This window comes from Serratia sp. DFXYC6 (assembly GCF_057196085.1).
On record NZ_JBXUNV010000001.1, the window covers coordinates 1,477,576 to 1,500,942 of the forward strand.

Here is a 23,367-nt window from a genome sequence, read left to right on the forward strand (position 1 = left end):
GTGTTGCAACGAGTCATGATGTTAACTTTACCGCTGCTGCTGAGCGGGTGTCTGTCGCTGGATCCGCACTACCAGCGCCCGGCGGCGCCGGTGCCCGCCAACCTGCCGCAGGGCGAGGCCGCCGGCAAGCAGGCGTTGAGCTACCCGGACGTCGCCTGGCACGACTATATGCAGGACGCCAGGCTGCGCCAGGTGGTGGCGATGGGGCTGAGCAGCAGCCGCGATCTGCGCGAGGCGATCGCCAATATCGCCTCGGCGCGCGCGCTGTACGGTGAGCAGCGGGCAGCGCTGTTGCCGACGATCAACGCCACCGCCGACGGCAGTCGCGGGCGTTCGCTGACCGGCAACGGCAATGCCACCGCCATCAGCCAGAGTTACGAAGCGCAGGCCGGCGTCAGCGCCTTTGAGCTGGATCTGTTCGGCAAAAACGCCAGCCTGTCGCGGGCGGCGTTCGAAACCTATCTGGCGAACTCGGAGGCGGCGAAAAGCACCCGCCTGACGTTGATCGCCGACATCGTCACCGACTGGGTGGCGGTGGCAGCCGAGCGCAGCAATCTGGCGGTGGCGCAGCAGACGATGGAAAGCGCCAAACGGTCGCTGGAGGTGACGCGCAAGAACCAGCAGCACGGCATCTCGTCGCTGGTCGACGTGGCGTCGGCGGAGACCGTTTATCAACAGGCGCGATCGGACGCCGCCAGCTATGCGACCAGCGCCGCGCAGGCGAAAAACGCGCTGGATTTAGCGGTGGGGCAAAGCGTGCCGGAAAACCTGCTGCCCGGCGGCATCGACGCGCTGGGCGGGATCATGCGCGACCTGCCGGCCGGGGTGTCTTCGCAGGTGCTGCTGACGCGGCCGGACGTGCTGCAGGCGGAGCATAACCTGAAATCCGCCAACGCCAATATCGGCTCGGCGCGGGCGGCGTTCTTCCCGTCGATCAGCCTGACCGCCAGCGGCGGGGTGGGCAGCGGTGAACTCTCGTCGCTGTTCAGCCACGGCGCGGGCGTTTGGTCATTCGCCCCGAGCATCAGCCTGCCGATTTTCAGCGGCGGCTATAACACGTCGCAACTGAACTACAGCAAAGCGCAGAGAGATCTGTATGTCGCCACCTATGAGAAAGCGGTGCAGACGGCATTTCAGGAAACCGCCGACGCGCTGGCGCGCAAAGCCACGCTGCGGGAGCAGCTGGCGGCGCAAACCGGCTATGTGGCGGCGGCGCAGCAATATTATCGTCTGGCCGAACTGCGCTACCGCCAGGGCGTGGACAGCTATCTGACCGTGCTGGACGCGCAGCGCACGCTGTATACGGCGCAGCAGTCGCTGATCGCCGCACAGCAGACCGCGTACGACAATCAGGCGACCCTGTATAAAGTGTTGGGCGGCGGGGTTGCCGCCGAGCGGCAGGGGGATGGCGTCATCGCCGACAAGACGACGCTCAGCCGCTAACCTTCGACCGCGCGCGCCGGGCGTTTGGCTGCGCGCGCTTTTTATGGAAAGTGTAAAGAAACGGAAAACCCGCGCGGCGGCCCGAACTCGCCGCGGCGGGCAGAGTCAGACAGGTAATTGCACTCACTTTTTCTTCATATCGGCTCGAGGTCGTCATGGCAGAAGACATTCAGCAACAGGTCATCGCGCTTATCGCCGCCTTCAACGCATCAGGGCGGCTGCAGAAGGGCGTGGCCATCACCCCGGAAACCGAGATTAACACCGTGCTCAATCTGTCGTTCAGCGACTCCAACACGCTGATGCGCCGCTACTTCGACACCTTCGGCGTCGACAGCGGCAACTATAACCACGAGCTGTATTTCCAGCCGCCGAGCAATACCGGGCGCTGGTTTTCTCCCTCCGCCTGTAAAGAACACACCCGGCCGCTGTGCGTGTCTATGCTGGTGCGCTCCGCGCGCGCCAAACGCTGGCTGTACGACATCCATTTTCTGATCGAGCAGCTCCGTTAGCGCCGCATTACTGCTCCAATACCTCAGCGAACTTCGCCAGCCACTGCGGATGCGCCGGCCAGGCCGGGGCGGTGACCAGATTGCCGTCGACGTGCGCCTGATCGATGCCGATCTCCGCATAATGACCGCCGCCGAGCCGCACCTCCGGTGCGCAGGCCGGGTAGGCGCTGCAGGTGCGGCCTTTCAACACTCCGGCCGCCGCCAGCAGCTGCGGACCGTGGCAAACGGCGGCGATCGGTTTTTTCGCGGCGTCAAACGCCTGTACCAGCGCGATCACGTCGGGGTTCAGACGCAGGTATTCCGGCGCCCGACCGCCGGGGATCAAGAGCGCATCGTAGTGCTCTTCTTTGGCGGCGGCGAAGTCGGCGTTCAGGGTGAAACGGTGGCCGGGTTTCTCGCTGTAGGTCTGCGCGCCGTCAAAATCGTGGATCGCGGTCTGGATATAGTCGCCGACGGCTTTGCCGGGGCACACGGCGTCCACCCAATGGCCGATCATCTGCAATGCCTGGAACGGCACCATGGTTTCGTAATCTTCGGCGTAGTCGCCGACCAGCATCAGGATCTTTTTCTTGCTCATGATCACAACTCCTGCAGGAGGGGGAATGCCTAAGGTATAGCCCAGCCCCCCTTGGAATGCGAACCGCAAAGCGCCTATCTATACTCGTGATACTGCGGCGCTTTTCTCGTCGCTCAACCCCAGGGAGAATCCCCGATGCTGAATCTGGCAACCTTGCTTGAAGAGAGTGCGCGTACCTGGCCGGAGCGGCCGGCGGTGATACAGGACGATATCCCGCTCAGCTATCGGGCGCTGAATGAAATGGCCAACCGGGTGGCGAATTTGCTGGTCGCGCGCGGCGTGCAGCCCGGTGAACGGGTGGCGCTGGCCTGCACAAACCGGCCGGAGTTTCCGGCTATCTACTACGGCATCCTCAAAAGCGGCGCCGTGGTGGTGCCGCTGAATATTTTGCTTAAAAGCGCCGAATTCGACTATTACCTGGCGGATTCGGCGGCGGTGGCGCTGTTCTGTTTCGAAGGCAGCAGCACTCTGCCGTTGGGGGAAGAGGCGCTGCGGGCGGCGGCGAAGGCGGAACAATGCCGCGAGGTGTTTATTATCGGCGATCGGCTGCCGCTCGAGGGGGAGCGTTTCAGCCAGGCGATAGCCGCACAGTCCACTGAGTTCGCGTCTGCCGCGACGCTCGAAAGCGACACGGCGGTGGTGCTCTATACCAGCGGCACCACCGGCCGGGCCAAGGGTGCGGAGTTGACCCACGCCAATCTGGTGCTCAACGCATTGGGATCGGTGCGGCTGTTCGACGGCTCAGAGGCGAATCCCGATCGTCACCTGGTAACCTTGCCGCTGTTCCACACGTTTGGTTCGACGGTGCAGATGAACGCCGGATTTGCCGCCGCCGCCACCCTGGTGCTGGTCGAGCGCTTCGACGCCGCACAGGCCATCGCGCTGATGCAACGGCACGGCATCACCTTTTTCGCCGGGGTGCCGACCATGTATTGGGCGCTGTTGAATGCGCTGGATGAGCACACGGATATCGAACGCTTGCGCAGCACGCTGCGTATGGCGGTGTCCGGCGGCGCCAGCCTGCCGGTGCAGATCCTGGAGGATTTCTCGCGCCGCTTCGGCGTCAACATTCTCGAAGGGTATGGGCTGTCGGAAACCAGTCCGGTCGCCACCTTTAACCATCCGCACCGCGTGACCAAACCCGGCTCCATCGGCCAACCGATCTGGGGCGTGGAGGTTCGCTTGCTCGACGTCACCGGGCAGCCGATCGACGGTGTCGATCAGGTGGGGGAGATCGCGGTGCGCGGTTACAACATCATGAAAGGCTATCTGAATCGCCCCGAAGCGACGGCGGAGGTGCTGGAAAACGGCTGGTTTCGCACCGGCGATCTGGCGCGCCGCGACGCCGACGGCTTCTATTTTATCGTCGATCGTGCCAAGGACATGATCATTCGCGGCGGGTTCAACGTCTATCCGCGCGAGATTGAAGAGGCGCTGATTCGCCATCCGGCGGTGTCGTTGGTGGCGGTGATCGGTGTCGAGCATCCTTCGCTGGGCGAAGAGATCAAAGCGGTGGTGGTATTGAAGGAAACGGAAGAACCGATCGAGGAAGAAGCGCTGATCGCCTGGAGCCGGGAGCGGCTGGCGGCGTTCAAGTATCCGCGTATCGTCGAGTTTGTCGAACGCTTGCCGATGACCAGTACCGGTAAGGTGTTGAAACGCTGTTTGCGCTGAGGAAAATCCGGCCTGCCGGGGCAGGCCGGAATACGGGTATCAACCTGGGTAGATGCCGCGCTCTTTACGTGCGGTCAGGATGCGCTCACAGGCCACGATGTAAGCGGCGGTGCGCAGGCTGCACTCTTTCTCGGCGGCCTTGTTCCAGACGTGGACCATCGCGTCGGTCATGATCTTGTCCATACGCTCGTTGATCTCGGACTCGCTCCAGAAGTAGCTCGCCATGTCCTGCACCCACTCGAAGTAACTGACCGTTACGCCGCCGGCGTTACAGATAACGTCCGGAACCACGGTGATGTTGCGGGAACGCAGAATGTCGTCCGCTTCTGGGAAGGTTGGGCCGTTAGCCCCTTCCAGCACCAGTTTGGCGCTGAGGATTTCGGCGCGCTGGCGGGTAATCTGGCCTTCCAGCGCCGCAGGGATCAGGATGTCCATGTCAACCGACCAGAACGCTTCGCTCTCGATCTCGCTGGCGCCAGGGAAGCCGGCGATCTGCTTGTGCTTGGCCTGGTATTCGGTCAGCGCGGCCAGGTCGATGCCGTCGGCGTTGAACAGGGTAGCGGAGTGGTCCTGGATGGTGACGACGCGCGCGCCGACGCCGACGAACAGACGGGCCGCTTCGCTGCCCACGTTACCGAAGCCTTGTACCGCCACTTTGGCGCCTTCGATCTGCACGCCCAGACGCTTGGCCACTTCGCTGCCGGTGACGAACACGCCGCGGCCGGTCGCTTTCTCACGGCCCAGGGAGCCGCCGAGGTGGATGGGTTTGCCGGTGACCACGCCGGTGATAGTGGTGCCGTGGTTCATGGAGTAGGTGTCCATCATCCAGGCCATCACTTTGGCGTTGGTGCCGACGTCCGGCGCAGGAATGTCTTTCTGTGGCCCGATGATAAAGCCGATTTCACTGGTGTAGCGGCGGGTCAGTCGCTCCAGTTCACCTTCAGACAGTTTGAACGGGTCGACGCGGATACCGCCCTTGGCGCCGCCGTACGGCAGGTTGACCGCGGCACACTTGATGGTCATCCAGGCGGACAGGGCCATCACTTCGTTCAGATCGACGTCAGGGTGGAAGCGGATGCCGCCTTTGCCCGGCCCACGCGACAGGTTGTGCTGTACGCGGAAACCTTCGAAGTGACGGATGGTGCCATCGTCCATCTGCAGCGGGATATCGACAATCAAAGCGCGCTTAGGGTGACGCAGCGTATCAACCCAGCGTGACAGGTCACCGAGGTAAGGGGCGACGCGATCGATTTGTTGCAGATATGTAGCCCAAGCGGTGGTGCTGCTGTCTGAAGCGTAGGATAGCTTTTCCATAACCAACCTTTATATATTAGAGGTATTTATTTCGTTTAACCGTGGATTAGCAAGCGCATAACACTTTGCGACGCTAAATTTACCACTAATTATGCCGGTTGTTAGCCCCCCTCTCATCGGGCCAGCGGACGGTTTTTCGCCGCCTGCAGAGCGGTAAATGAATAGTTAATTACTTTTTGTCGGCGGTGAGCGATCACATGCATAATTTATGCATATAAAGCGCATAAAAACCCTTTTTATCTATTTTTCAGAAGCTTGAATGTGATCAAAAAGTTTCATTTTATTTAACTGCCATGTTGACAATGGCATTTCCCCTCGCCAGAGTTAAATTAATGTTAAAACGGCTCCGGCGTCGTTTTTTTGTTGCACAAGGGAAAGTATAACCATTTGATATTGTAGTGTTTACCCACCACGCTCAGGCTTTGTACGCCAAACGTGGGCGATACGACGGCTCACGAGAGCATTTTCTTGGTACCCATTATTATTACCTCCCTGTCACAACGGGGCGGGCAGCGTTTGGTCTCAATTTTTTTGCCGGTTAGAGCGCCCGCGGGCGTTTCATTCCTGCTGCAACCGCGCATCGGTTGCTTAATCGCCTTAACGACGGACAGGTAACACCATGACAAAAAACCACTGCGATCGGCTGAACCCAGGTTCAGCCGAGGGGCCTCACTGTGCCCAAACCTTGCAGCGCGGGCTGAGTGCGCGCCACATTCAACTGATTTCGATCGGCGGCGCCATCGGCACCGGGCTGTTTATGGGTGCCGGGAAAACCCTCGCGCTATCGGGCACCTCCATCGTACTGACTTACGCCATCGTCGGTTTTTTCATGTTCATGGTCATGAGGGCAATGGGGGAGCTGCTGCTCACGCGGCTCGATTACCGCTCGTTCGCCGATTTTGTCTCCGAATACCTGGGGCCGCGCGCCAGCTTTTTTCTCGGCTGGTCCTACTGGCTGAGCTGGGTCGTAACCTGCATTGCCGACGTGGTGGTGTGCGGCGGCTACGTGCAATATTGGCTGCCAGACGTCTCGCCCTGGTTGCCAGCGCTGCTGACGCTGGGGTTTCTGTGTCTGTTCAACATGCTGTCGGTCAAGATGTTCGGCGAGGCCGAATTCTGGTTCGCGATGATCAAGGTGGTGGCGATCGTCGCGTTGATCGCTACCGGCGCCTGGATGGTGTTCAGCGGCTGGACTTCGCCGGACGGCGTGACCGCTTCGCTGCATAACGTCACCGATCCCGCCATTTTCATGCCGCACGGCATCTTCGGCTTTTTCGCCGGTTTCCAGATCGCCATTTTCTCCTGCACCGGCATCGAGCTGTTGGGCACGATGTCGGCGGAGACCAAAAACCCCGAGAAGGTGCTGCCGAAGGCGATCAACGCGATCCCGGCCCGCATCATCGTCTTCTACGTGTGCTCGATGCTGACCATTATCGCCGTCACCTCATGGAGCCACATCTCGCCGGACAGCAGCCCGTTCGTGATGCTGTTCGATCGGGCGGGGCTGCCGGCCGCCGCCGCGGTGATCAACTTCGTGGTGCTGACTTCGGCGATGTCCTCGGCCAACAGCGGGGTGTATTCCAGCACCCGCATGCTGTACAGCCTGTCGATGGAAAAGCACGCCCACGGTCAGTTCCGCATTCTGTCGCGCACCACGGCCATTCCGATCCGCAGCCTGCTGTTTTCCTGCTTCTGCATGGTGGCCGGCACCTTGCTGCTGGTACTGGTGCCGAACGTCATGACGCTGTTCACCATTGTCTCTACCGTGGCGGCGATCCTGGTGGTTTACAGCTGGGGCATGATTTTGGTCGCCTACCTGGTGTATCGCCAGAAGCGGCCGGATCTGAACGCCGCTTCCCACTTCAAAATGCCGGGCGGGGTAGCGATGGCCTGGCTGACGCTGGCATTTTTCGCCTTTACGCTGGTGCTGATGGTGTTCGATAGCGATACGCTGATCGCGTTGTGCAGCATGCCGCTGTGGTTTACCACGCTCGGCCTGATCTGGCGCTATCGGGTCCGCGACAGCGTGGCGCGCGAGAGCTACGTGTTTTATCGGCGCGGCGCCGAGGCGGAATAACCGGTGAAGGATACGCCGCTTGCCGCCGCTCCGCTCGGCAAGCGGCGGCAACTGAGGTATGCTAAGCGGCTGAACCGCAAACCAAACCGGGCTATACGGAGACCCCCAGCGTGCCGAACTCTTCTTCTCAACTCGACCTTTTGCGATCGGTCGCCGACGGCATCGCCGCGCTGTTTTTCCCGAATGCGGAAGTGGTGATCCACGATCTGGCCACCAACAAGATTGCCTATCTGGCGAACAACCTGTCGAAGCGCAAACCGGGCGATGACGCCGGCCTGGAAGACTTCGAGCTCGATGGCGGCGCCGGCGTGACCGGCCCCTATGAAAAGCTGAACTGGGACGGCAAAAAGATGCGTTCGGTGAGCATCGCCGCGCGCGACGAGCAGGGCAAGCCCAGCTATCTGCTGTGCATCAACCTGAGCACCGCGATGTTCGAGGACGCCCGCAATGCGCTGGACATGTTTTTATCGGTCACGCGATTGCAGCCGCAGCCGCAACAGCTGTTCAAAGACGACTGGCAGGAGAAGATCAACACCTTCCTGCATGACTGGCTGCGGCGCGAGAACGCTGCGCTCGGCGCGCTGAGCCGCGAGCAGAAACGGCGGCTGGTCAGCGATCTCTATCATCAGGGGGCGTTCAAGGCCAAAAGCGCGGCGGATTACATCGCCAACGTGCTGTCGATGGGGCGCGCCACGGTGTACAAACACTTGCGGGAATTGAAGCAGGAGTAAAGGCGGCGAGAAAGGCGGAAGAAAGGGGCGGCGCTGGCCGTAAACCTGACTGGCATTTTTTATCCGGTATCTGTCAGCGCCGTGCAGGAAAAATTGCCGTAAATACCCCGAATTTCTCTGTTACCACAATGAACGGCAATTGTAGGGGCCGAAGGCGCGGCCCCTACACCCGCGCCTTCGCTTAACACCGTCTGTCCGTTATGCGGATACCCTCGCCGCGTCTGCATTGTCGGGCGGGTCGGCTGCGACAAACGTCCCTGTTAGTCTCGCCTCAACCGGCCTTCCCTGGCCGGTTGCCCCTGACAACGCCGTCTTGCTCGGCAGCCGGTGATGCGCGCCCAAGGTCAACACCTGAGCTGGCGGCTACCGGGAAATCTGTCGCTTATGAGGTTGTGGTAGAGACGTTGGAGATGAGCGCGGTGTTGGGCGCCCTTGAAGACGCCGAACGCAGGCATAGCGCATTAGGCGAAACCGCCATGGACGGCGGTTTCAGGTGAGACAGGCAGGGACGCCTGTCGCAACCGGCCTCAATGCGCTATGGCGGAGGGAGGGCAGTTGGCAAAGCCAACCGTCTGATAGGGCAAAGGCGCGGGTTGCAAGGGACCGCGCCTACGGTCCCTTGCTCGGTCGAGGCGCATGAGTTTCATGGTGCATCTCACATTTATCGACCGAAATACGTCACCAATACCTTCAGAAAAACGCTAACTGACACGCATTACGGCGCTGGCCGCCCATTTTCGTTACCAGCGGTAGTTGACCGAAGCGATAATGCTGCGGCCGCTGCCGTAGAAGCAGGCGTACTCGCCGCTGCACGACGAAACGTATTTCTTGTCCGTCAGGTTCTGCACGTTGAGCTGCAGCGCAGCGCCGCGCAGCGCCGACGAAGCCTGACCGAGGTCATACTTCACCATGGCGTCGTACAGCGTGTAGTGCGGCACGTCGTACTGGCCGGTGGCGTCGGCCGGCGCATCGCCGATGTAACGCACGCCGCTGCCGACGGTCAGGCCGTTGAGCGCGCCGCTCAGGAAGCTGTAGCTGCCCCAGGCGGACGCCGCGTGGCGCGGGATGCCCGCCGGGCTGTGGCCGATTTCGTCCGCCGAGTTGGAGTCTTTGGTCACTACGTCGGTGTAGGTATAGGCGGCGGTCAGCTTGATCGCCGGCGTCGGCTGAGCGTGCACTTCCGCCTCAATCCCCTTGGATTTCACCTCGCCAATCTGCTCATAGGCGGAGGTGAGACGGTTATAGGACGCCACGTTGCGCTGGGTAATATCGAACCAGGAGAGGGTCAGCAGGGTATTGCCGCCCGGGATCTGGTACTTCACGCCCACCTCGGTCTGTTTGCCGGTGGTCGGCTTGAGCGGATCGGCGCCCGGCGCGCTCGGATACAGGTTAGGATCGAACGAGGTGCTGTAGCTGACATACGGCGAAATGCCGTTGTCGAAGGCGTAGAGCAGGCCCGCGCGGCCGGTGAACTGGGCATCGTTGTAGGTCTGCTCTTTGCCGCCGGCGGTGCGATCGCGGGTGTTGACCTGCGACCAGTCCTGGCGGCCGGACAGCAGCAGGTTCCAGTTATTCCACTCCAGCTGATCCTGCAGATACACCCCGACCTGATTCAGCGTCTTCAATTCGCTGGAAACCAGCGTCAGCGCGCTGCCATCAATGCTGGGGCGAACCGGATTGGCCCAGTCGATCGGGTAATCGTTGCCGCGATCGCGATACATCTTCGAATCGCTATGGCTGTAGCGGTAATCCAGCCCGCCCAGCACGGTGTGCTTCACCTCGCCGGTATCGAACAGGCCCTTCAGCTGGTTATCCACGCCAAACTCGTTGGTCATCTGCGTTTCATGCTGCGCCCTGCGCGTCACGGTGTGGTCGTTAACGTCAGAATTTACGTTATAGACCAGATATTTATAGTCTTCATCGCGGTGAGTGAAGCGCAGGTTCTGGGTAAACGACAGCGCATCGCTGAAGTTGTGCTCGAGGCTGTAACCGATCGACGCCTGCTCGCGCCGCGATTTGTTGAAGCTGGGCTCGCTGACGTTGAAGTCATAGGGCACATAGCCCGCGCTGGTCGGGAACAGCGTGCCGGCACGCGGCAGGAAGTTGCGCGACCCGGCTTTCGGATCGTTCTGGTAGCTGGTCAGCAGCGTAAAGCTGGTGTCTTCGTTCGGCAGCCAGGTGAAGGCCGGCGCGATGGCCACCCGTTGCTGCTTGCTGTCTTTGACGAACTCGTGCTCGGTTCTGGCGATACCGTTCAGGCGATAGAACAGGGTGTTGTCGTCGTTGAGTTTGCCGCCGAAATCGAACGCCGTTTCCGCCAGATGGCGGTTGCCGGTGCTGAATTTGACTTCGTGAATGCTCTGGGCGGTAGGGCGTTTACTGGTCATCACCACCACGCCGCCGGGGCTGACCTGGCCGTACAGCACGCCGGCCGGGCCGTGCACCATCTCCACGCGCTCCAGCAGCCAGGGGTCGATCTGCCCGGCGCCGCCATTTTGGCTCGAGAGGCCAAAGTGCAGGCCGTCGAGCAGTTTGGGCGCATAGCGGAAGCCGCGGCTGATCACTTCGTCATTGCGGTTGGAGTTGCCGCGGTAGGTGGTGATCACCCCGCTGGTGTAGTTCAGCGCGTCGGCGACCGACGCCGGCTCCTGGTCGTTCATTTGCTCGCGCGTGACCACCGAGATGGACTGCGGCGTCTTGCGCAGAGAGGCGGCGGTCTTGGTGCCGGCGGCGCTCTCTTTGGCGACGATCCCTTTGACCGGCGCGGTCACGCTGTTTTGCGCGTCGGCGGTCACCAAAATCGTTTCGTCCGCTGCCGCAGACGCGTGTTGCGCCAAGGGCAATAACGCCAGCGCCGATCCCAGCAACAGACGCCTGGCGGACATCGCCTCCGCATTCCCGTTAGCTATCCCTTTGTTTTTAATCTTCATTATCTCTCCTGCATACCTGCGTTGTGTGTTATGCCACCCTGATAAACCCCGAAATATCGACGAGCGGTATTCACCCGTCGACGCGGAGACGCCGTATGTGTACGACGGTAAAAATCCGACAAATAGTATTGAAAATGATAATGAGTATCAATACGATTGTCAGGTTTTGTAAAAATCACTCATGTTATGTAAGGGGCGCTATGGAGTTTTTGCCGGAAAAGAGGCCAGGAAACGACCTTGAGGGATTGGCGGCGCAATGGCTGCGTGAAGAGGCGGCAGGGCAATCCGCGTGGTGGCAAAAGGTTGCCGCGCAGGGCACGCCCATCGTCGACGCGCTCGACGAACGCCACGTCAAAATGACCTGGCTATGGCGCGACCCCGCCGGCGATGAACGGCACTCGCCGATATGCCGCGTTTACGCCGATATCAACGGCATTACCGATCACCACAGCACGTCCCCCAGCAGCCTGACCAGGCTCCCCGGCACCGACGTTTGGTACGGCTCGGCCGTTATCGATCGCCGCTGGCGCGGCAGCTACAGCCTGATCCCCATTACCGAGCGAGATCTCCCCCCCGTCTTCAGCGATGACGAAACGTTACGCGACCGCCAGCAGCGTGCCTGGTGGGTATCGCTGTTCCCGTTGGCGATCGCCGATCCGCTGAATCGCCTCTCGCTGGGGCCGTCTCATCGCCCGCGGCCCGTATCCCTGGCGCAAGGACCGGATGCAGACGATCAAAGCGCCTGGCAGGCTGCCGATCGGCCGCTGGATGAGGCGCGGCTACAGCGATTTCAGTGGCACAGCGAACGGCTGGGTAACCAGCGGCGCGTTTGGCTGTATGCCAGCGGCGACGCGGCGGTGAAAGCGAACCGCCCGCTGGTGCTGCTGCTCGACGGCCAAAACTGGATCGAAAGGCATGCGCTGCTGCCGGTGATCGAGAACGAAACCGCAAAAGGGCAGTTGCCGCCCGCGTGCTGGTTGCTGATCGATGCGATCGATGGTGAATACCGGGAAAACGAGCTGCCCTGCAACGCCGTCTTCTGGCAGGCGGTGATCGACGAACTGCTGCCGCAGGCGCAGCGCCGCGAAGCGTTCAGCGAGACTGGGGCGCGCACCGTGGTCGCCGGCCAGAGCTACGGCGGGCTGGCGGCGTTATACGCCGGTTTGCACTGGCCAGAGCGCTTCGGCCACGTGCTGAGCCAGTCCGGCTCTTTCTGGTGGCCTACGGTGCAATTTGTGACCCAGTTCGAAAAACGCCACGAACTGGAGGAAGGCTGGCTGATACGCCAGGTTCGGCAGCGCAACGCGGCGGCACCCAAGCTCACCGTGATCCAACAGGCCGGCGATCGGGAGGCGGACATCGAATTCGTCAATCGCCAGATGCACCAGGCGCTGACGGCGGCCGGGCACCGCACCGACTACCGCGTGTATTCCGGCGGACATGACTCGCTCTGCTGGCGCGGCGGCCTGGTGGACGGCGTGCGCCGGCTGCTTTCCGCAATGAAGTAATCCCACATTTTGACAGACAGGTAATGCAAATGACTCAGGAACAACAAAACCCGTTCGATGACGAAAGCCTCCGTTTCTCCGTGCTGGTCAACGCGCAGCAGCAGTATTCGCTGTGGCCGCAGTTTGCCGATACGCCGCAGGGGTGGCGCGTGCTGATGGGGCCGGCGTCGCGCGGCGAGTGCATCGACTACATCGAAACGCACTGGCAGGACATGCGGCCGGCGGCGCTGAAAGCGGCGGATGCGGCGCGTTAAGCGCCAGGCAGTCAATCGATATATTCCGTTTGAGGGAAAGGACAGACACCATGTCAGAAACGCTTTCTTTACCGGATACTCAGGTCGAGTATCGGGATTATCCGCTGGTTGCTGCGCAACCGGGGATCTGGATCGCCGACCAAATCGCGCTGCGCCGCAACAGCTTCGCCGTGGCGCACTACACCGAACTGCACGGCGCTATCGATCGTTCGGCGCTGGAGCGCGCGATCCGTCAGGGGCTGGCCGAAGCGGATACGGTTCAGGCGCGATTCTTTGAGGCGCAGGACGGCCAGCCGGTGCAGCGTTTACCGCTGATAGCCGATCCCGCACGCGTGCATGCGCCGGAGTGGTTCGATTTCAGCGCGCGGCCGGACGCCGAGCAGGCGGCGCTGGCGCTGATGAACGACGATCTGGCGCAGGATCTGCCGGCGGACGGCGAACGACCGCTCTATCGCCATGCGGTGATCCGCGTCAGCGCCGATCGCTGGTTCTGGTACCAGCGCTTTCATCATCTGACCCTGGACGGCTTCAGCTTCGAGGCCATCACCCGTCGGATCGCCGATATCTATCGCGCGCTGCGTCACGGGCTGTCGCCGGCGGCATCGCCGTTTACCCCGTTCGGCAAGGTGGTGGAAGAGTATCAGCAATGGCAAACGTCGCCGGCGCGCCGGCGGGCGGCCGAGTTCTGGCAACAGCATCTGCGCGATTTGCCGTCGCCGCTGTCGTTATCGACGGAGAGTCGGGAGGTTGAACCGGGCGCCCGGCCGCTCAAACAGGCGCTGGTGCTGCCGGAATCGCTGTTTGACGAAGCGCTGCGCGATGGCGCGCTGCAGTCGCTGCAACCGGCCGATATCGTCACAGCGGCGCTGGCGATGTATCTGGCGCGCATGAGCGGCGAAACCCGTTTTTCACTCGGTTTTCCTTTCATGCGCCGTATGGGCTCCCAGGCGCTGGCGGCGGTCGGCCCGGTGGTTAACGTGCTGCCGCTGCTGCTGAATGTGACGCCGGAGATGTCGCTGGCGGACGTCTGCCAGGCGACCGTGGCGCAAATCAAACAGGCGCGCCGCCATCAACGCTATGAAGCGGAGCAGATCAAACGCGATCTCGGCCTGGTCGGCGGCCATCAGGAACTGTACGGCCCGGTGATCAACGTCAAGGTCTACCACAGCGCCTTGTCCTTCGACGGCCAGGCGGCCGTTACCCATACGCTGGCGATGGGGCCGGTCGACGATCTCGAGTTTGAGATCGGCTTTCGCAACGGCGTGCTGACGCTGTCGTTGGTGGCCAACCCGGCCAAATACTCGCCGCGCACCTTGCATCACCACGCGGAGCGCATCGGCCATTGGCTGCAGCAACTGGCGCGGCAGCCGCATCAGCCGAACGGTCAACTGGCGTTGATCGGCGAAGGGGAGTTAAAGCAGCTCGCGGCCTGGGGGCGCGGCGCGCATCTGACGCCGCCGGCGGGCATGGTGTCAATCATGGACGCTTTCCAGCGCCAGGTTGAGCGGCAGCCCGAGGCGCTGGCGGTGGCCTGCGGCGATGTGCGCCTCAGCTACCGTCAGCTCTCCGAACGGGTGATGCAGCTGGGGCGAGTGCTGATCGAAAGCGGCATCGGCGCGGAAGACGTGGTCGCCATCGGCATTCCGCGCTCGGTGGACACGCTGGTCGCGCTGTTCGGCGTGTTGGCCAGCGGCGCGGCCTATATGCCGCTCGATCTGGATTACCCGCGTGAACGCCTGGCGCTGATGTGCGACGACGCGCGGCCGGCGATGTTGCTGACCCACCACGCTACGCAGGCCAATATGCCGGATCTGCCACAGGTATTGTGCCTGGACGACGCAGCGTGCCTGGCGCGCTGCGCGGCCGCCGAAGCTGCGCCGATAACGGATGCCGAACGGCGTGCGCCGCTGAACGAGGCGCATCTGGCCTATATGATTTACACCTCCGGTTCGACCGGCAAACCCAAAGGCGTGATGTCCACGCACCGCGGGCTGCTGAACCTGTTCCTGTCGCATCAGGCCTCGCTGTTTGGCCCGGCGATCGAAAAATTCCAGGCTCGCCATGCGCGCCGCCTGCGCGCCGGCCATACCGCTTCGTTCTCTTTCGACTCCTCCTGGGAACCGCTGTTCTGCATGATGATGGGCAGCGAACTGGTCATCTTCGATGAGGAGCTGCGCCGCGATCCCTGGGCGCTGCTCGAACAAACCCAACAGACGCCGATCGATCTGCTGGACATCACGCCGTCATTCTTCTCGCAACTGGTGGACTGCGGCCTGCTGAAGGGGCAGTTCCCGCTGCCGGCGTTCGTGATGATCGGCGGCGAGGCGGCAACGCCGACGCTGTGGAACCTGATGCAGCAGCATCCGGAGGTGGAGATCCACAACTATTACGGCCCGTCCGAATACACCGTCGATACCCTCGGCGCGCCGGTCACGGCCGCCGAACAGCCGGTGATTGGCCGTCCCCTCGCCAATACCGAAGTCTGGCTGCTCGACGGCCGCCTGCAGCCGGTGCCGATCGGCGCGGCGGGAGAGCTGTACATTTCCGGCAAAGGCATCGCGCGCGGGTACCTGCGGCGCCCGGATCTGACGGCGGCGCGCTTTGTCGCCAATCCGTTCGCCGAAGGCGAAGTGATGTACCGCAGCGGCGATCTGATGCGCTGGAGCGCTGAGGGCCAACTGGTGTTCATTGGCCGGACCGATCACCAAATCAAGGTGCGCGGCTTCCGCGTCGAGCTGGGTGAGGTGGAAAGCGCCTTGGCCGCCTTGCCGGACGTGGGGCGGGCGGTAGCGATCGCCGAGCCGATCGGCGCCACCTATCGCCTGATCGGCTATTGCTCGGTGCAGGATGACGCGCGCCGTGCCTCACCCTCGCTGCAAAGCGAGCTGCTGGGGCAGTTGGCGCAGCGTCTGCCGGATTATATGGTGCCGGCGATCCTGGTGGTGATGCCGGAGCTGCCGCTTAACGTGAATGGCAAGATTGACCGCCAGGCGCTGCCCAAACCGCAGGAGACGCTGGCGCAAAGCATTCGCGAGCCGGCCACCGAGCAGGAAAGGCTGATTTGCGGCGCCATGGCGCAACTGCTGGGGATGGATCGCATCGGCGCCGACGACGATTTCTTCGCGCTCGGCGGCGACAGCATCTCGGCGATGGGGCTGGGCACCGCCCTGCGGCGCAAAGGGTATCTGCTGCGGCCGCGCGAGATCTTCGCGCTGCACACCCCCGCGCGCATGGCGCAGGCGATGCAGCCGCTGGCCGTAGACTCTCAGGCTGCGCGCAGCGTGCAACAAGGCCCGATCGACGGGCTGCCGATCCTGTACTGGTTTGCCGAGACGGGCGATATGCATCGTCGCTTCGCGCACGGCGTTTTTCTGCGCGTGCCTGCCGAGCTGCAACCGGAACAGCTGCGTTATGCATTGGAGCAGTTGCGTGCGGCGCACCCGGCGCTGGGCGCGCGGATCCGCGAGGGGCAGTTGGTGGTTGAAACCGCCGCCGCCGGTGAGCTGATGCAGGTTCATAACGTATCCGGTGAGCTGGAGTTAGCGGCGGAACAGGCGTTTGATGCCGCACTTGACCATCTCGAACCGGCTGCCGGCACCATGATGCAAGGCATCCTGTTGCAGCGCGACGGGCAGAGCCTGGGGCTGGTGCTGGCGATCCATCACCTGGTAGTCGACGGCGTTTCCTGGCGCATCCTGCTCGACGAGCTGCGGCAGGTGGCCGACAGCGCCATGCAGGGGCAGCCGATCACATTGCCGCCGGAAGAAACCTCGCTCTATGAGTGGTCTGCACGCCTACGAGCCGACGCTGAACGCCGGGAAACCGAGCTGCCGTTCTGGCGGCGGATGCTGGCGGACGGCGCACCGCGTTTGGGGCACCGCGCGCTGGATCCGCTTAGCGATCGCACTGGCGACGTATCGGAAAAACGCACGTTGCTCGACAGCCGGCTGACCGCCGCGCTGCTCGGCACATTGCCGCAGGGATACCGCGCGCAGGTTGAAGAGATCATGCTGTGCGCGCTGGCTCAGGCCTGCCGCCGCCGTTTCCAGGCCGCTTCGCTGCGTTTCTCTCTGGAGTCGCACGGCCGCGCCGAACTGGACGACGGACTCGATCTGGCCCGCACTGTCGGCTGGCTGACGGCGGAGTATCCGTTGCACATTGAACTGCATGACGCTGAGCACAATGAGGCCGTGCGTGCGGTGAAACGGGCGACGCGAGCGGTGGCCGATCGCGGCGTCGGTTATGGCCAGCTACGTTATTTGCATCCGCAGCGTGACGAACTGGCGGCGCTGGCGCAGCGCAATGCGCCGGAGATCTTGTTCAACTACCTCGGGCGTTTCAGCCAGGATGAGGGGCACTGGACGCCGCAACGCAGCCAAACCCGCTTCCGCGACGCCTTCGCCGTGGCGCAGGATGCGCAGCAGGCGCTGTCGTATGGCCTGGAGGTGAATATCTTTGTCGAAGAGCGGCGCGACGGCGCCTGCCTGGCGATCAACTGGAGCTGGCTGGAGGCGATTTTCAGCGAGAGCGACATTGCGCAGCTGCACAGCGGCATCGAGCAAGCGGTGCGTTCACTGTGCGAGTTTGCCGAGCGTCATCCCGAACGCGCGGCGGCAACGTTGGTGGCGGCCGAGATCGCCCAGCCGAACGTTGACGATGAGACGGTGCGCGCCTGGGAGCAAGAGTGCGGGCCGTTGGCCGCGGCGCTGCCGCTGTTGCCGTTGCAACATGGCCTGCTGTTCCATGCGCAGACGGCGCAGCAGGGCGGCAGCTATAACTCGCTGACGCGCCTGAGCCTCTGCGGCGAGCTGGACGAACATCAACTCCAGCAAGCGCTGAATGCGGTGATCCGCCGCCATCCGCAGCTGGCCGCCCGGTTCAACCGCGAGGGGGAACCGCTGCAGCTGATACCGCAGGAAAGCCATTGGCCGCTGGACAGCCGTAAGCTGCCGCCGCTGTCCGAAGAGCAAGAAGCGCAGGCGCTGCATGAACTGGAACAGGAAGAGTTGCGGCGCGATCTGTTTAATCAGCCGGGTGCGATGCTGCATGCGCTGCGGATCAAACACGGCGATAGCGAACGCTACACGCTGTTCCTTAACGCACACCATCTGATTGTCGACGGCTGGTCGACGCCGGTGGTGCTCAACGATCTGATGCTGGCCCTGCGTGAAGGCGAGCAGGCGTTGCCGCCGCTGCGCTCGAACTACGCCGATATCGTGCGCCGCCTGACCGCGCGGGATGCCGACGCCTCGCGCCGCCTCTGGCGCGAGACGCTGCAGGATGTGCGCCCGACGTTGTTGTTCGGTGAATCGCATAACGATCGCGTGCATGAGTTGGAAATGACGCTGCCGCCGGCCGAGGAAAGGCGCTTGCTGACCCTGTGCCGCGAACGCGGGTTGACGCTCAATACCCTGATGCAGGGCATCTGGGCGCTGCAGCTGGCCAGCTGTTGCGGCCATCAGGACGTGGTGTTCGGCTCGCCGGTTTCCGGCCGCTTTGGCCAGATAGAAGGGATTGAGGAACACGTTGGCCTGTTCAGCAACACGCTGCCGGTGCGGGTTCGTCTGCAGCATGACCGTTCGTTGACGGATCAACTGACCGAACTGCAGCATCGGCAGATTGAACTGCTGGAGCACGACGATTTGGGCTTGGGGGAGATCCAGCATCTGGCCGGGGCGGGCACGCTGTTCGACACGCTGTTGGTGGTGGAAAACTACCCGGACAACGACGCCTTGCTTGGCGGCGCAGGTTCCTTGCGCTGCGATGCCATCCGTAACAAAGGCTATACCCACTATCCGCTGACGCTGCTGGTGCTGCCGGGCGAGCGCCTGCGTCTGCTGATGGAGTACCGCGATTCGGTGCCGCAGCCTGAACGCTTCGCCGCGCGGCTGATGGCGCTGCTGCAACAGTGGATAGCGCAGCCGGATCTGCCGCTGCCGCGCTGGCAATTGCAAACGCCGCAGGAGCAGGCGCTGGTCGCGGCAGTCAACCGCACCGGGCAGGCGGTGGCGGACACCACCTTGCATCAGGCGATCGCCGATCAAGCGCGGCGCACGCCGGAACGCATCGCGCTGCAGGATGCCGGGCACAGCCTCAGCTACCGTGACATGCAGCGCCAGGCCGCGCTGCTGGCCGAGCGGCTGACGGCGGCCGGCATTCAGCCGGGAGATATCGTCGCGGTGGCGTTGCCGCGATCCGTGCGCCTCAGCCTGGCGCTGACGGCGATTGTGCAGACCGGCGCCGCCTGGTTGCCGCTGGATACCGGCTATCCGGACGAGCGGCTGGCCTACATGGTGGCAGACGCCAAGCCACGGTTGATCGTTACCGAGAGCGCGTTGGATGCCCGCTTCGCCGCGCTGGCGCCGACGCTGCGGTTCGATGCGCTGGATGACAGCGGGCGTGTGCCTGCGCCGCGCCCACCGGCGGGGAACGGCGATTATCCCGCCTACGTGCTGTATACCTCCGGCTCGACCGGGCGGCCGAAAGGGGTGGTGGTGAACCACCGGGCGATCGTCAACCGTCTGTTCTGGATGCAGCATGAGTATGCGCTTGATGCGCAGGACGTGGTCCTGCAGAAAACGCCGTGCAGCTTCGACGTTTCCGTTTGGGAGTTCTTCTGGCCGCTGATGGTCGGCGCGCGCCTGGTGATGGCGCCGCCGGAGGCGCACCGCGATCCGCAGGCGCTGACGACCTTGATCGACGACTATGGTGTGACCACGCTGCATTTCGTTCCGTCGATGTTGGCTATCTGGGTTGAGGCGCTGAACGAACGGGCGCCGCAGCGCGCCGCCGCCAGCCTGAAACGCGTGTTCTGCAGCGGAGAGGCGCTGTCGTGTGAACTGGCATCCCGCTATCAGGCATTGGTTGCCGCGCCGCTGCATAACCTGTATGGCCCGACGGAGGCGGCGGTCGATGTTACCTATCAACCGGCGTCCGGCGAGGCATTGGCGGCGGTGAGCGGCGCCGGCGTGCCGATCGGCAAACCGGTCTGGAACACCCAACTGAGCATTCTCGACGCCATGCTGCGGCCGGTGCCCGTCGGCTGCGCCGGCGACCTCTACCTGCGCGGCATTCAACTGGCCGACGGCTATCTGCATCGGCCGGGATTGACGGCGCAGCGGTTTGTCGCCGATCCCGCCGGCAACGGCGCTCGCATGTATCGCACCGGCGATATCGCCCGCTGGCTGGAGGACGGCAGCGTCGAGTATTTGGGCCGCAGCGACGATCAGCTGAAGATCCGCGGCCAGCGCATCGAGCTGGGTGAAATCGAGCAGGCGCTGCTGGCGCAGCCGGGGGTAGCGCAAGCGGCGGTGCACGCCATCGAACTGGGCGAGGGCGCGACGGGACTGGGCGGCGCCGATATGCGGCAGTTGGTCGCCTGGCTGATCGCCCAACCGGGGGTGACGCTGGATACCGCCGTACTGCATCAGGCGCTGGAGGCGCGTTTGCCGGCGCATATGATGCCGGTCAGCTATGTCATGACCGACAGCTTCCCGCTCAGCGCCAGCGGCAAGCTGGATCGCAAGGCGTTGCCACGGCCGCAGCTGAACCCGCAGAGCGGCCGCGCGCCGCACAGCGACAGCGAGCGCCTACTGGCGGCGCTGTTCGGGGAACTGCTGGGCCGTGAAAACGTGTACGCCGACGACGACTTCTTCGCACTGGGCGGCCACTCGCTGCTGGCGATGCGTTTGGCGGCGGAATTGCGGCGGCGCGTCCCTCGGCCATTGACCGTCGGGCAAATCATGTTCGCCCGTAGCCTGGAGAAGATGGCGCATCTGCTTGATGACGTGCAGGCCGCCAACTCGGCCGAAAGCCGCGGCGTCGGCGAATGCCTGCAGCTGCGGGCCGGCCAAGGCCCGGCGCTATTCTGTCTGCACCCGGCTTCCGGTTTCGCCTGGCAGTACTCGGGGCTGAGCCGTTATCTGCCGGGGAGCTACCCCATCATCGGGCTGCAGTCGCCAAGGCCGGATGGCGCCATCGCCACCTGCGAGGATATCGAGCAGATGGTCGATCGTCATCTCGCCACTCTGCGCCGCCTGCAGCCGCAGGGGCCTTACTACCTGCTGGGCTATTCGCTCGGCGGCACGCTGGCGCATTCGATGGCCGCGCGTCTGCAGCAGCAGGGGGAGGAGGTGGCGTTCCTCGGCATGCTGGATACCTATCCGCCGGAAGGCCAGGACTGGACCGGCCCCACCGAGGAGGAGGCGCAGAAGGAGGTGGCGCAGGAGCAGGCCGAGTTTATGGCGGAAGATCATGGCGATCCGGCGCTGATGGCGGAGAAGGCGGCGATGTTTGACAGCATTGTCGCCAACTACCGCGACGCGGTGCGCCTTCTTTCTCAGGCGCGCAGTCAGCGTTTCCACGGCACGGCGACGCTGTTCGTCGCCGACCGGACGCTGCCGCCAGAGATGGATATCAACGCCGTGTGGGCGCCGTATCTGGATGGGCTGATCTGCCATCACCAAGGCTGCGAGCACGCAGACATCCTGTCGCCGGCCTCGCTGGAGACGCTTGGGCCGCTATTACATTCGCTGCTGACGCGGCAATACGGGTTGATATAACGCAACCGGGCCGGGGCGTGCGCCACGGCCCGTACTAAAACATGATATGCAGGACACTATGGCCAGACCTTCTTTTTTTCTTGATTTCAGTTTGCTGAGAAGCAATGCGCATTTTCGTGCGATTTTCTGCGCCCGCATGCTGTCGGTGTTTTCCCTCGGCATGCTGGCGGTGGGGGTGCCGATTCAGATCCAGGCGATGACCGGCTCCACGTTGCAGGTGGGCGTGGCGGTGGCGCTGGACGGCGCAGGCATGTTTATCGGCCTGATGCTGGGCGGGGTACTCGCCGATCGCTACGATCGCCGCAAGCTGATCCTGTTCGCGCGCGGCACCTGCGGGCTGGGCTTTGTCGCCCTGAGTCTGAACGCCTTCGCCCCGGCGCCGTCGCTGTGGGCGCTCTACCTGCTGGCAGCCTGGGACGGATTCTTTGGCGCGCTGGGCATGACGGCGCTGATGGCGGTGATCCCGCTGCTGGTGGGGCGTGAAAACCTGGCGGCGGCGGGGGCCTTGAGCATGGTGACGGTGCGCATCGGCGCGATCCTGGCGCCGGCGCTGGGCGGGATTATCATCGTGTTCGGCGGCGTCGGTCTCGCTTTCGCCGTCGCGGCGGCCGGGACGCTGGGCACCCTTGTGCCGCTGGTGCGCTTGCCGACGCTGCTGCCGCAGCAGCAGGAGCCGGAACATCCGCTGCGCGCGCTCGCCAGCGGCTTCCAGTTTGTCTGGCACAATAAGGTGGTCGGCTCGGTGGTGTTGCTGGGGATGTTGATGAGCATCGTCGGCGCCGTCAGGGTGCTGTTCCCGGCGCTGGCGCAGGACGCTTACCACGTCGGCGCGTCCTCTATTGGTCTGATGTACTCCGCAGTGCCGCTCGGTGCGATGTTGGGCGCGCTGACCAGCGGCTGGGTGGGGCGTTTCTCTCGCCCTGGCGTGCTGATTCTGGCCGCCGCGATCGTCGCGTTCACCGCCATCGCATCGCTGGGGCTGTTCAGCCACCTGGCGCCGGCGCTGTTGGCGCTGGTGTGCTACGGCTATGCCAATGCCATCGCCTCACTTCTGCAGTTCATGCTGATCCAGAGCAACACGCCGGATCATCTGCTGGGGCGGGTGAACAGCCTCGGCACCGCGCAGGACGTGACCGGCGATTCGATCGGCGCGCTGGGGCTCGGCGTTCTGGGCAAGATGTTTACCCCGTTGATGAGCGTGCTGTCGTTCGGTGCGTTCGCCGCCTTGTTGGGCGTGCTGGTGGCCTGCAGCGTGCGCACGCTGCGCCAGTGCCGGCCGGCAGACGCGTTGGTCGAGCACGATGAACCCGCGCCGGCAACCTCAGCGGCGGCGGACAATTAACCCCTTATGGCACCGGCGGTTCCGGCCGGTGCTGTTCCCCCCAGTGGCACATCATGTCGATCACCGGGATCAGCGAACGCCCGCGCTCGGACAGGCTGTACTCCACCTTGGGCGGGATCTGCGGATACTCCTTTCTCACCACTAGCCGATCTTTTTCCAGTTCTTTAAGCGTCGAACTGAGCGTCTTGTACGAAATGGTGCCGATACAGCGCTGCAGTTCGTTGAACCGCAATACCGGCTTATACAGCGCCAGCCAGTAGAGAATAATCATTTTGTATTTGCCGTTGATCACCGACAGCGTATAGCCATAGCCGGTGTCTTCGAGGCTGATGCCCGTTGGGCTGCAGCGGGATTCTGCGGTCATTTACACTTTCCCCAAGGTAAGTATGTGTCGTGAGTGTGCGTATTTTACATTCTGTCAGCATACCCTAAGATGCGTCGAAACAC

At 63.1% G+C, this 23,367-nt stretch carries 13 protein-coding genes; 9 read left to right on the forward strand and 4 right to left on the reverse strand.

Annotated features, from left to right (window positions below; genetic code table 11):
• Both AC2CGQ_RS07180 and AC2CGQ_RS07185 read left to right on the forward strand, forming a co-directional pair.
• The gene (locus tag AC2CGQ_RS07180; RefSeq protein ID WP_484593538.1) at positions 1–1,443 is read left to right on the forward strand and encodes an efflux transporter outer membrane subunit; all 1,443 of its coding nucleotides are present in this window, start codon (positions 1–3) and stop codon (positions 1,441–1,443) included.
• A 155-nt stretch (positions 1,444–1,598) separates the two neighbouring features.
• A complete protein-coding gene (locus AC2CGQ_RS07185) occupies positions 1,599–1,952 on the forward strand; it encodes a DUF1493 family protein (RefSeq protein WP_004937980.1) in 354 nt (117 codons plus the stop codon).
• Positions 1,953–1,959: 7 nt separating this feature from the next.
• Here the strand turns inward: AC2CGQ_RS07185 and AC2CGQ_RS07190 are convergent, their stop codons facing one another.
• Positions 1,960–2,529 (reverse strand): DJ-1/PfpI family protein, encoded by a 570-nt coding sequence (locus AC2CGQ_RS07190; RefSeq protein ID WP_004937978.1) that lies wholly within the window; start codon positions 2,527–2,529, stop codon positions 1,960–1,962.
• Positions 2,530–2,664: 135 nt separating this feature from the next.
• Here AC2CGQ_RS07190 and AC2CGQ_RS07195 point away from each other — a divergent pair, with 135 nt between their 5' ends.
• Entirely contained in the window at positions 2,665–4,203 is a 1,539-nt protein-coding gene (locus AC2CGQ_RS07195) for a long-chain-fatty-acid--CoA ligase (protein WP_004937975.1), read from the forward strand.
• A 39-nt stretch (positions 4,204–4,242) separates the two neighbouring features.
• Here AC2CGQ_RS07195 and AC2CGQ_RS07200 read toward each other — a convergent pair whose 3' ends face one another.
• Positions 4,243–5,517, reverse strand: a complete 1,275-nt coding sequence (locus AC2CGQ_RS07200; RefSeq protein WP_004937972.1) for a Glu/Leu/Phe/Val family dehydrogenase — start codon at positions 5,515–5,517, stop codon at positions 4,243–4,245.
• Between the two features lie 619 nt (positions 5,518–6,136).
• On the opposite strand from AC2CGQ_RS07200, the gene AC2CGQ_RS07205 reads away from it, so the two are divergent.
• The gene (locus AC2CGQ_RS07205) at positions 6,137–7,594 is read left to right on the forward strand and encodes an amino acid permease (RefSeq protein WP_015377910.1); all 1,458 of its coding nucleotides are present in this window, start codon (positions 6,137–6,139) and stop codon (positions 7,592–7,594) included.
• A gap of 110 nt (positions 7,595–7,704) precedes the next feature.
• The gene (locus AC2CGQ_RS07210) at positions 7,705–8,325 is read left to right on the forward strand and encodes a helix-turn-helix transcriptional regulator (protein ID WP_015377909.1); all 621 of its coding nucleotides are present in this window, start codon (positions 7,705–7,707) and stop codon (positions 8,323–8,325) included.
• A 740-nt stretch (positions 8,326–9,065) separates the two neighbouring features.
• On the opposite strand, the gene AC2CGQ_RS07215 is transcribed toward AC2CGQ_RS07210, so the two are convergent.
• Positions 9,066–11,255 carry a TonB-dependent siderophore receptor gene (locus AC2CGQ_RS07215; RefSeq protein ID WP_076741239.1) on the reverse strand — a complete coding sequence of 730 codons (2,190 nt, stop codon included), beginning with the start codon at positions 11,253–11,255 and terminating at the stop codon, positions 9,066–9,068.
• A gap of 200 nt (positions 11,256–11,455) precedes the next feature.
• On the opposite strand from AC2CGQ_RS07215, the gene fes reads away from it, so the two are divergent.
• From fes to entS, 4 genes are read left to right on the forward strand one after another with little or no spacing between them, the layout of a single operon-like run.
• Positions 11,456–12,763, forward strand: coding sequence for an enterochelin esterase (gene fes / locus AC2CGQ_RS07220; RefSeq protein WP_484593539.1), 1,308 nt, complete (start codon positions 11,456–11,458; stop codon positions 12,761–12,763).
• 29 nt (positions 12,764–12,792) lie between these two features.
• On the forward strand, positions 12,793–13,017 hold the full coding sequence (locus tag AC2CGQ_RS07225; protein ID WP_004937955.1) for an MbtH family protein: 225 nt from the start codon (positions 12,793–12,795) through the stop codon (positions 13,015–13,017).
• A gap of 50 nt (positions 13,018–13,067) precedes the next feature.
• Entirely contained in the window at positions 13,068–21,578 is an 8,511-nt protein-coding gene (locus AC2CGQ_RS07230; RefSeq protein ID WP_484593540.1) for an amino acid adenylation domain-containing protein, read from the forward strand.
• Positions 21,579–21,636: 58 nt separating this feature from the next.
• A complete protein-coding gene (gene entS, locus AC2CGQ_RS07235; protein ID WP_015377905.1) occupies positions 21,637–22,920 on the forward strand; it encodes an enterobactin transporter EntS in 1,284 nt (427 codons plus the stop codon).
• Between the two features lie 4 nt (positions 22,921–22,924).
• Here entS and AC2CGQ_RS07240 read toward each other — a convergent pair whose 3' ends face one another.
• Complete coding sequence (locus tag AC2CGQ_RS07240; protein WP_004937947.1) at positions 22,925–23,284, reverse strand: winged helix-turn-helix transcriptional regulator; 360 nt, start codon at positions 23,282–23,284, stop codon at positions 22,925–22,927.
• Between the last annotated feature and the right edge of the window lie 83 nt (positions 23,285–23,367).

Bases quoted from the DNA above. Each gene is read 5' to 3' on its own strand.
- AC2CGQ_RS07185 (WP_004937980.1), top strand. From the start codon at position 1,599: ATGGCAGAAGACATTCAGCAACAGGTCATCGCGCTTATCGCCGCCTTC.
- AC2CGQ_RS07190 (WP_004937978.1), bottom strand. From the start codon at position 2,529: ATGAGCAAGAAAAAGATCCTGATGCTGGTCGGCGACTACGCCGAAGAT.
- AC2CGQ_RS07195 (WP_004937975.1), top strand. From the start codon at position 2,665: ATGCTGAATCTGGCAACCTTGCTTGAAGAGAGTGCGCGTACCTGGCCG.
- AC2CGQ_RS07200 (WP_004937972.1), bottom strand. From the start codon at position 5,517: ATGGAAAAGCTATCCTACGCTTCAGACAGCAGCACCACCGCTTGGGCT.
- AC2CGQ_RS07205 (WP_015377910.1), top strand. From the start codon at position 6,137: ATGACAAAAAACCACTGCGATCGGCTGAACCCAGGTTCAGCCGAGGGG.
- AC2CGQ_RS07215 (WP_076741239.1), bottom strand. From the start codon at position 11,255: ATGAAGATTAAAAACAAAGGGATAGCTAACGGGAATGCGGAGGCGATG.
- fes (WP_484593539.1), top strand. From the start codon at position 11,456: ATGGAGTTTTTGCCGGAAAAGAGGCCAGGAAACGACCTTGAGGGATTG.
- AC2CGQ_RS07225 (WP_004937955.1), top strand. From the start codon at position 12,793: ATGACTCAGGAACAACAAAACCCGTTCGATGACGAAAGCCTCCGTTTC.
- AC2CGQ_RS07230 (WP_484593540.1), top strand. From the start codon at position 13,068: ATGTCAGAAACGCTTTCTTTACCGGATACTCAGGTCGAGTATCGGGAT.
- entS (WP_015377905.1), top strand. From the start codon at position 21,637: ATGGCCAGACCTTCTTTTTTTCTTGATTTCAGTTTGCTGAGAAGCAAT.
- AC2CGQ_RS07240 (WP_004937947.1), bottom strand. From the start codon at position 23,284: ATGACCGCAGAATCCCGCTGCAGCCCAACGGGCATCAGCCTCGAAGAC.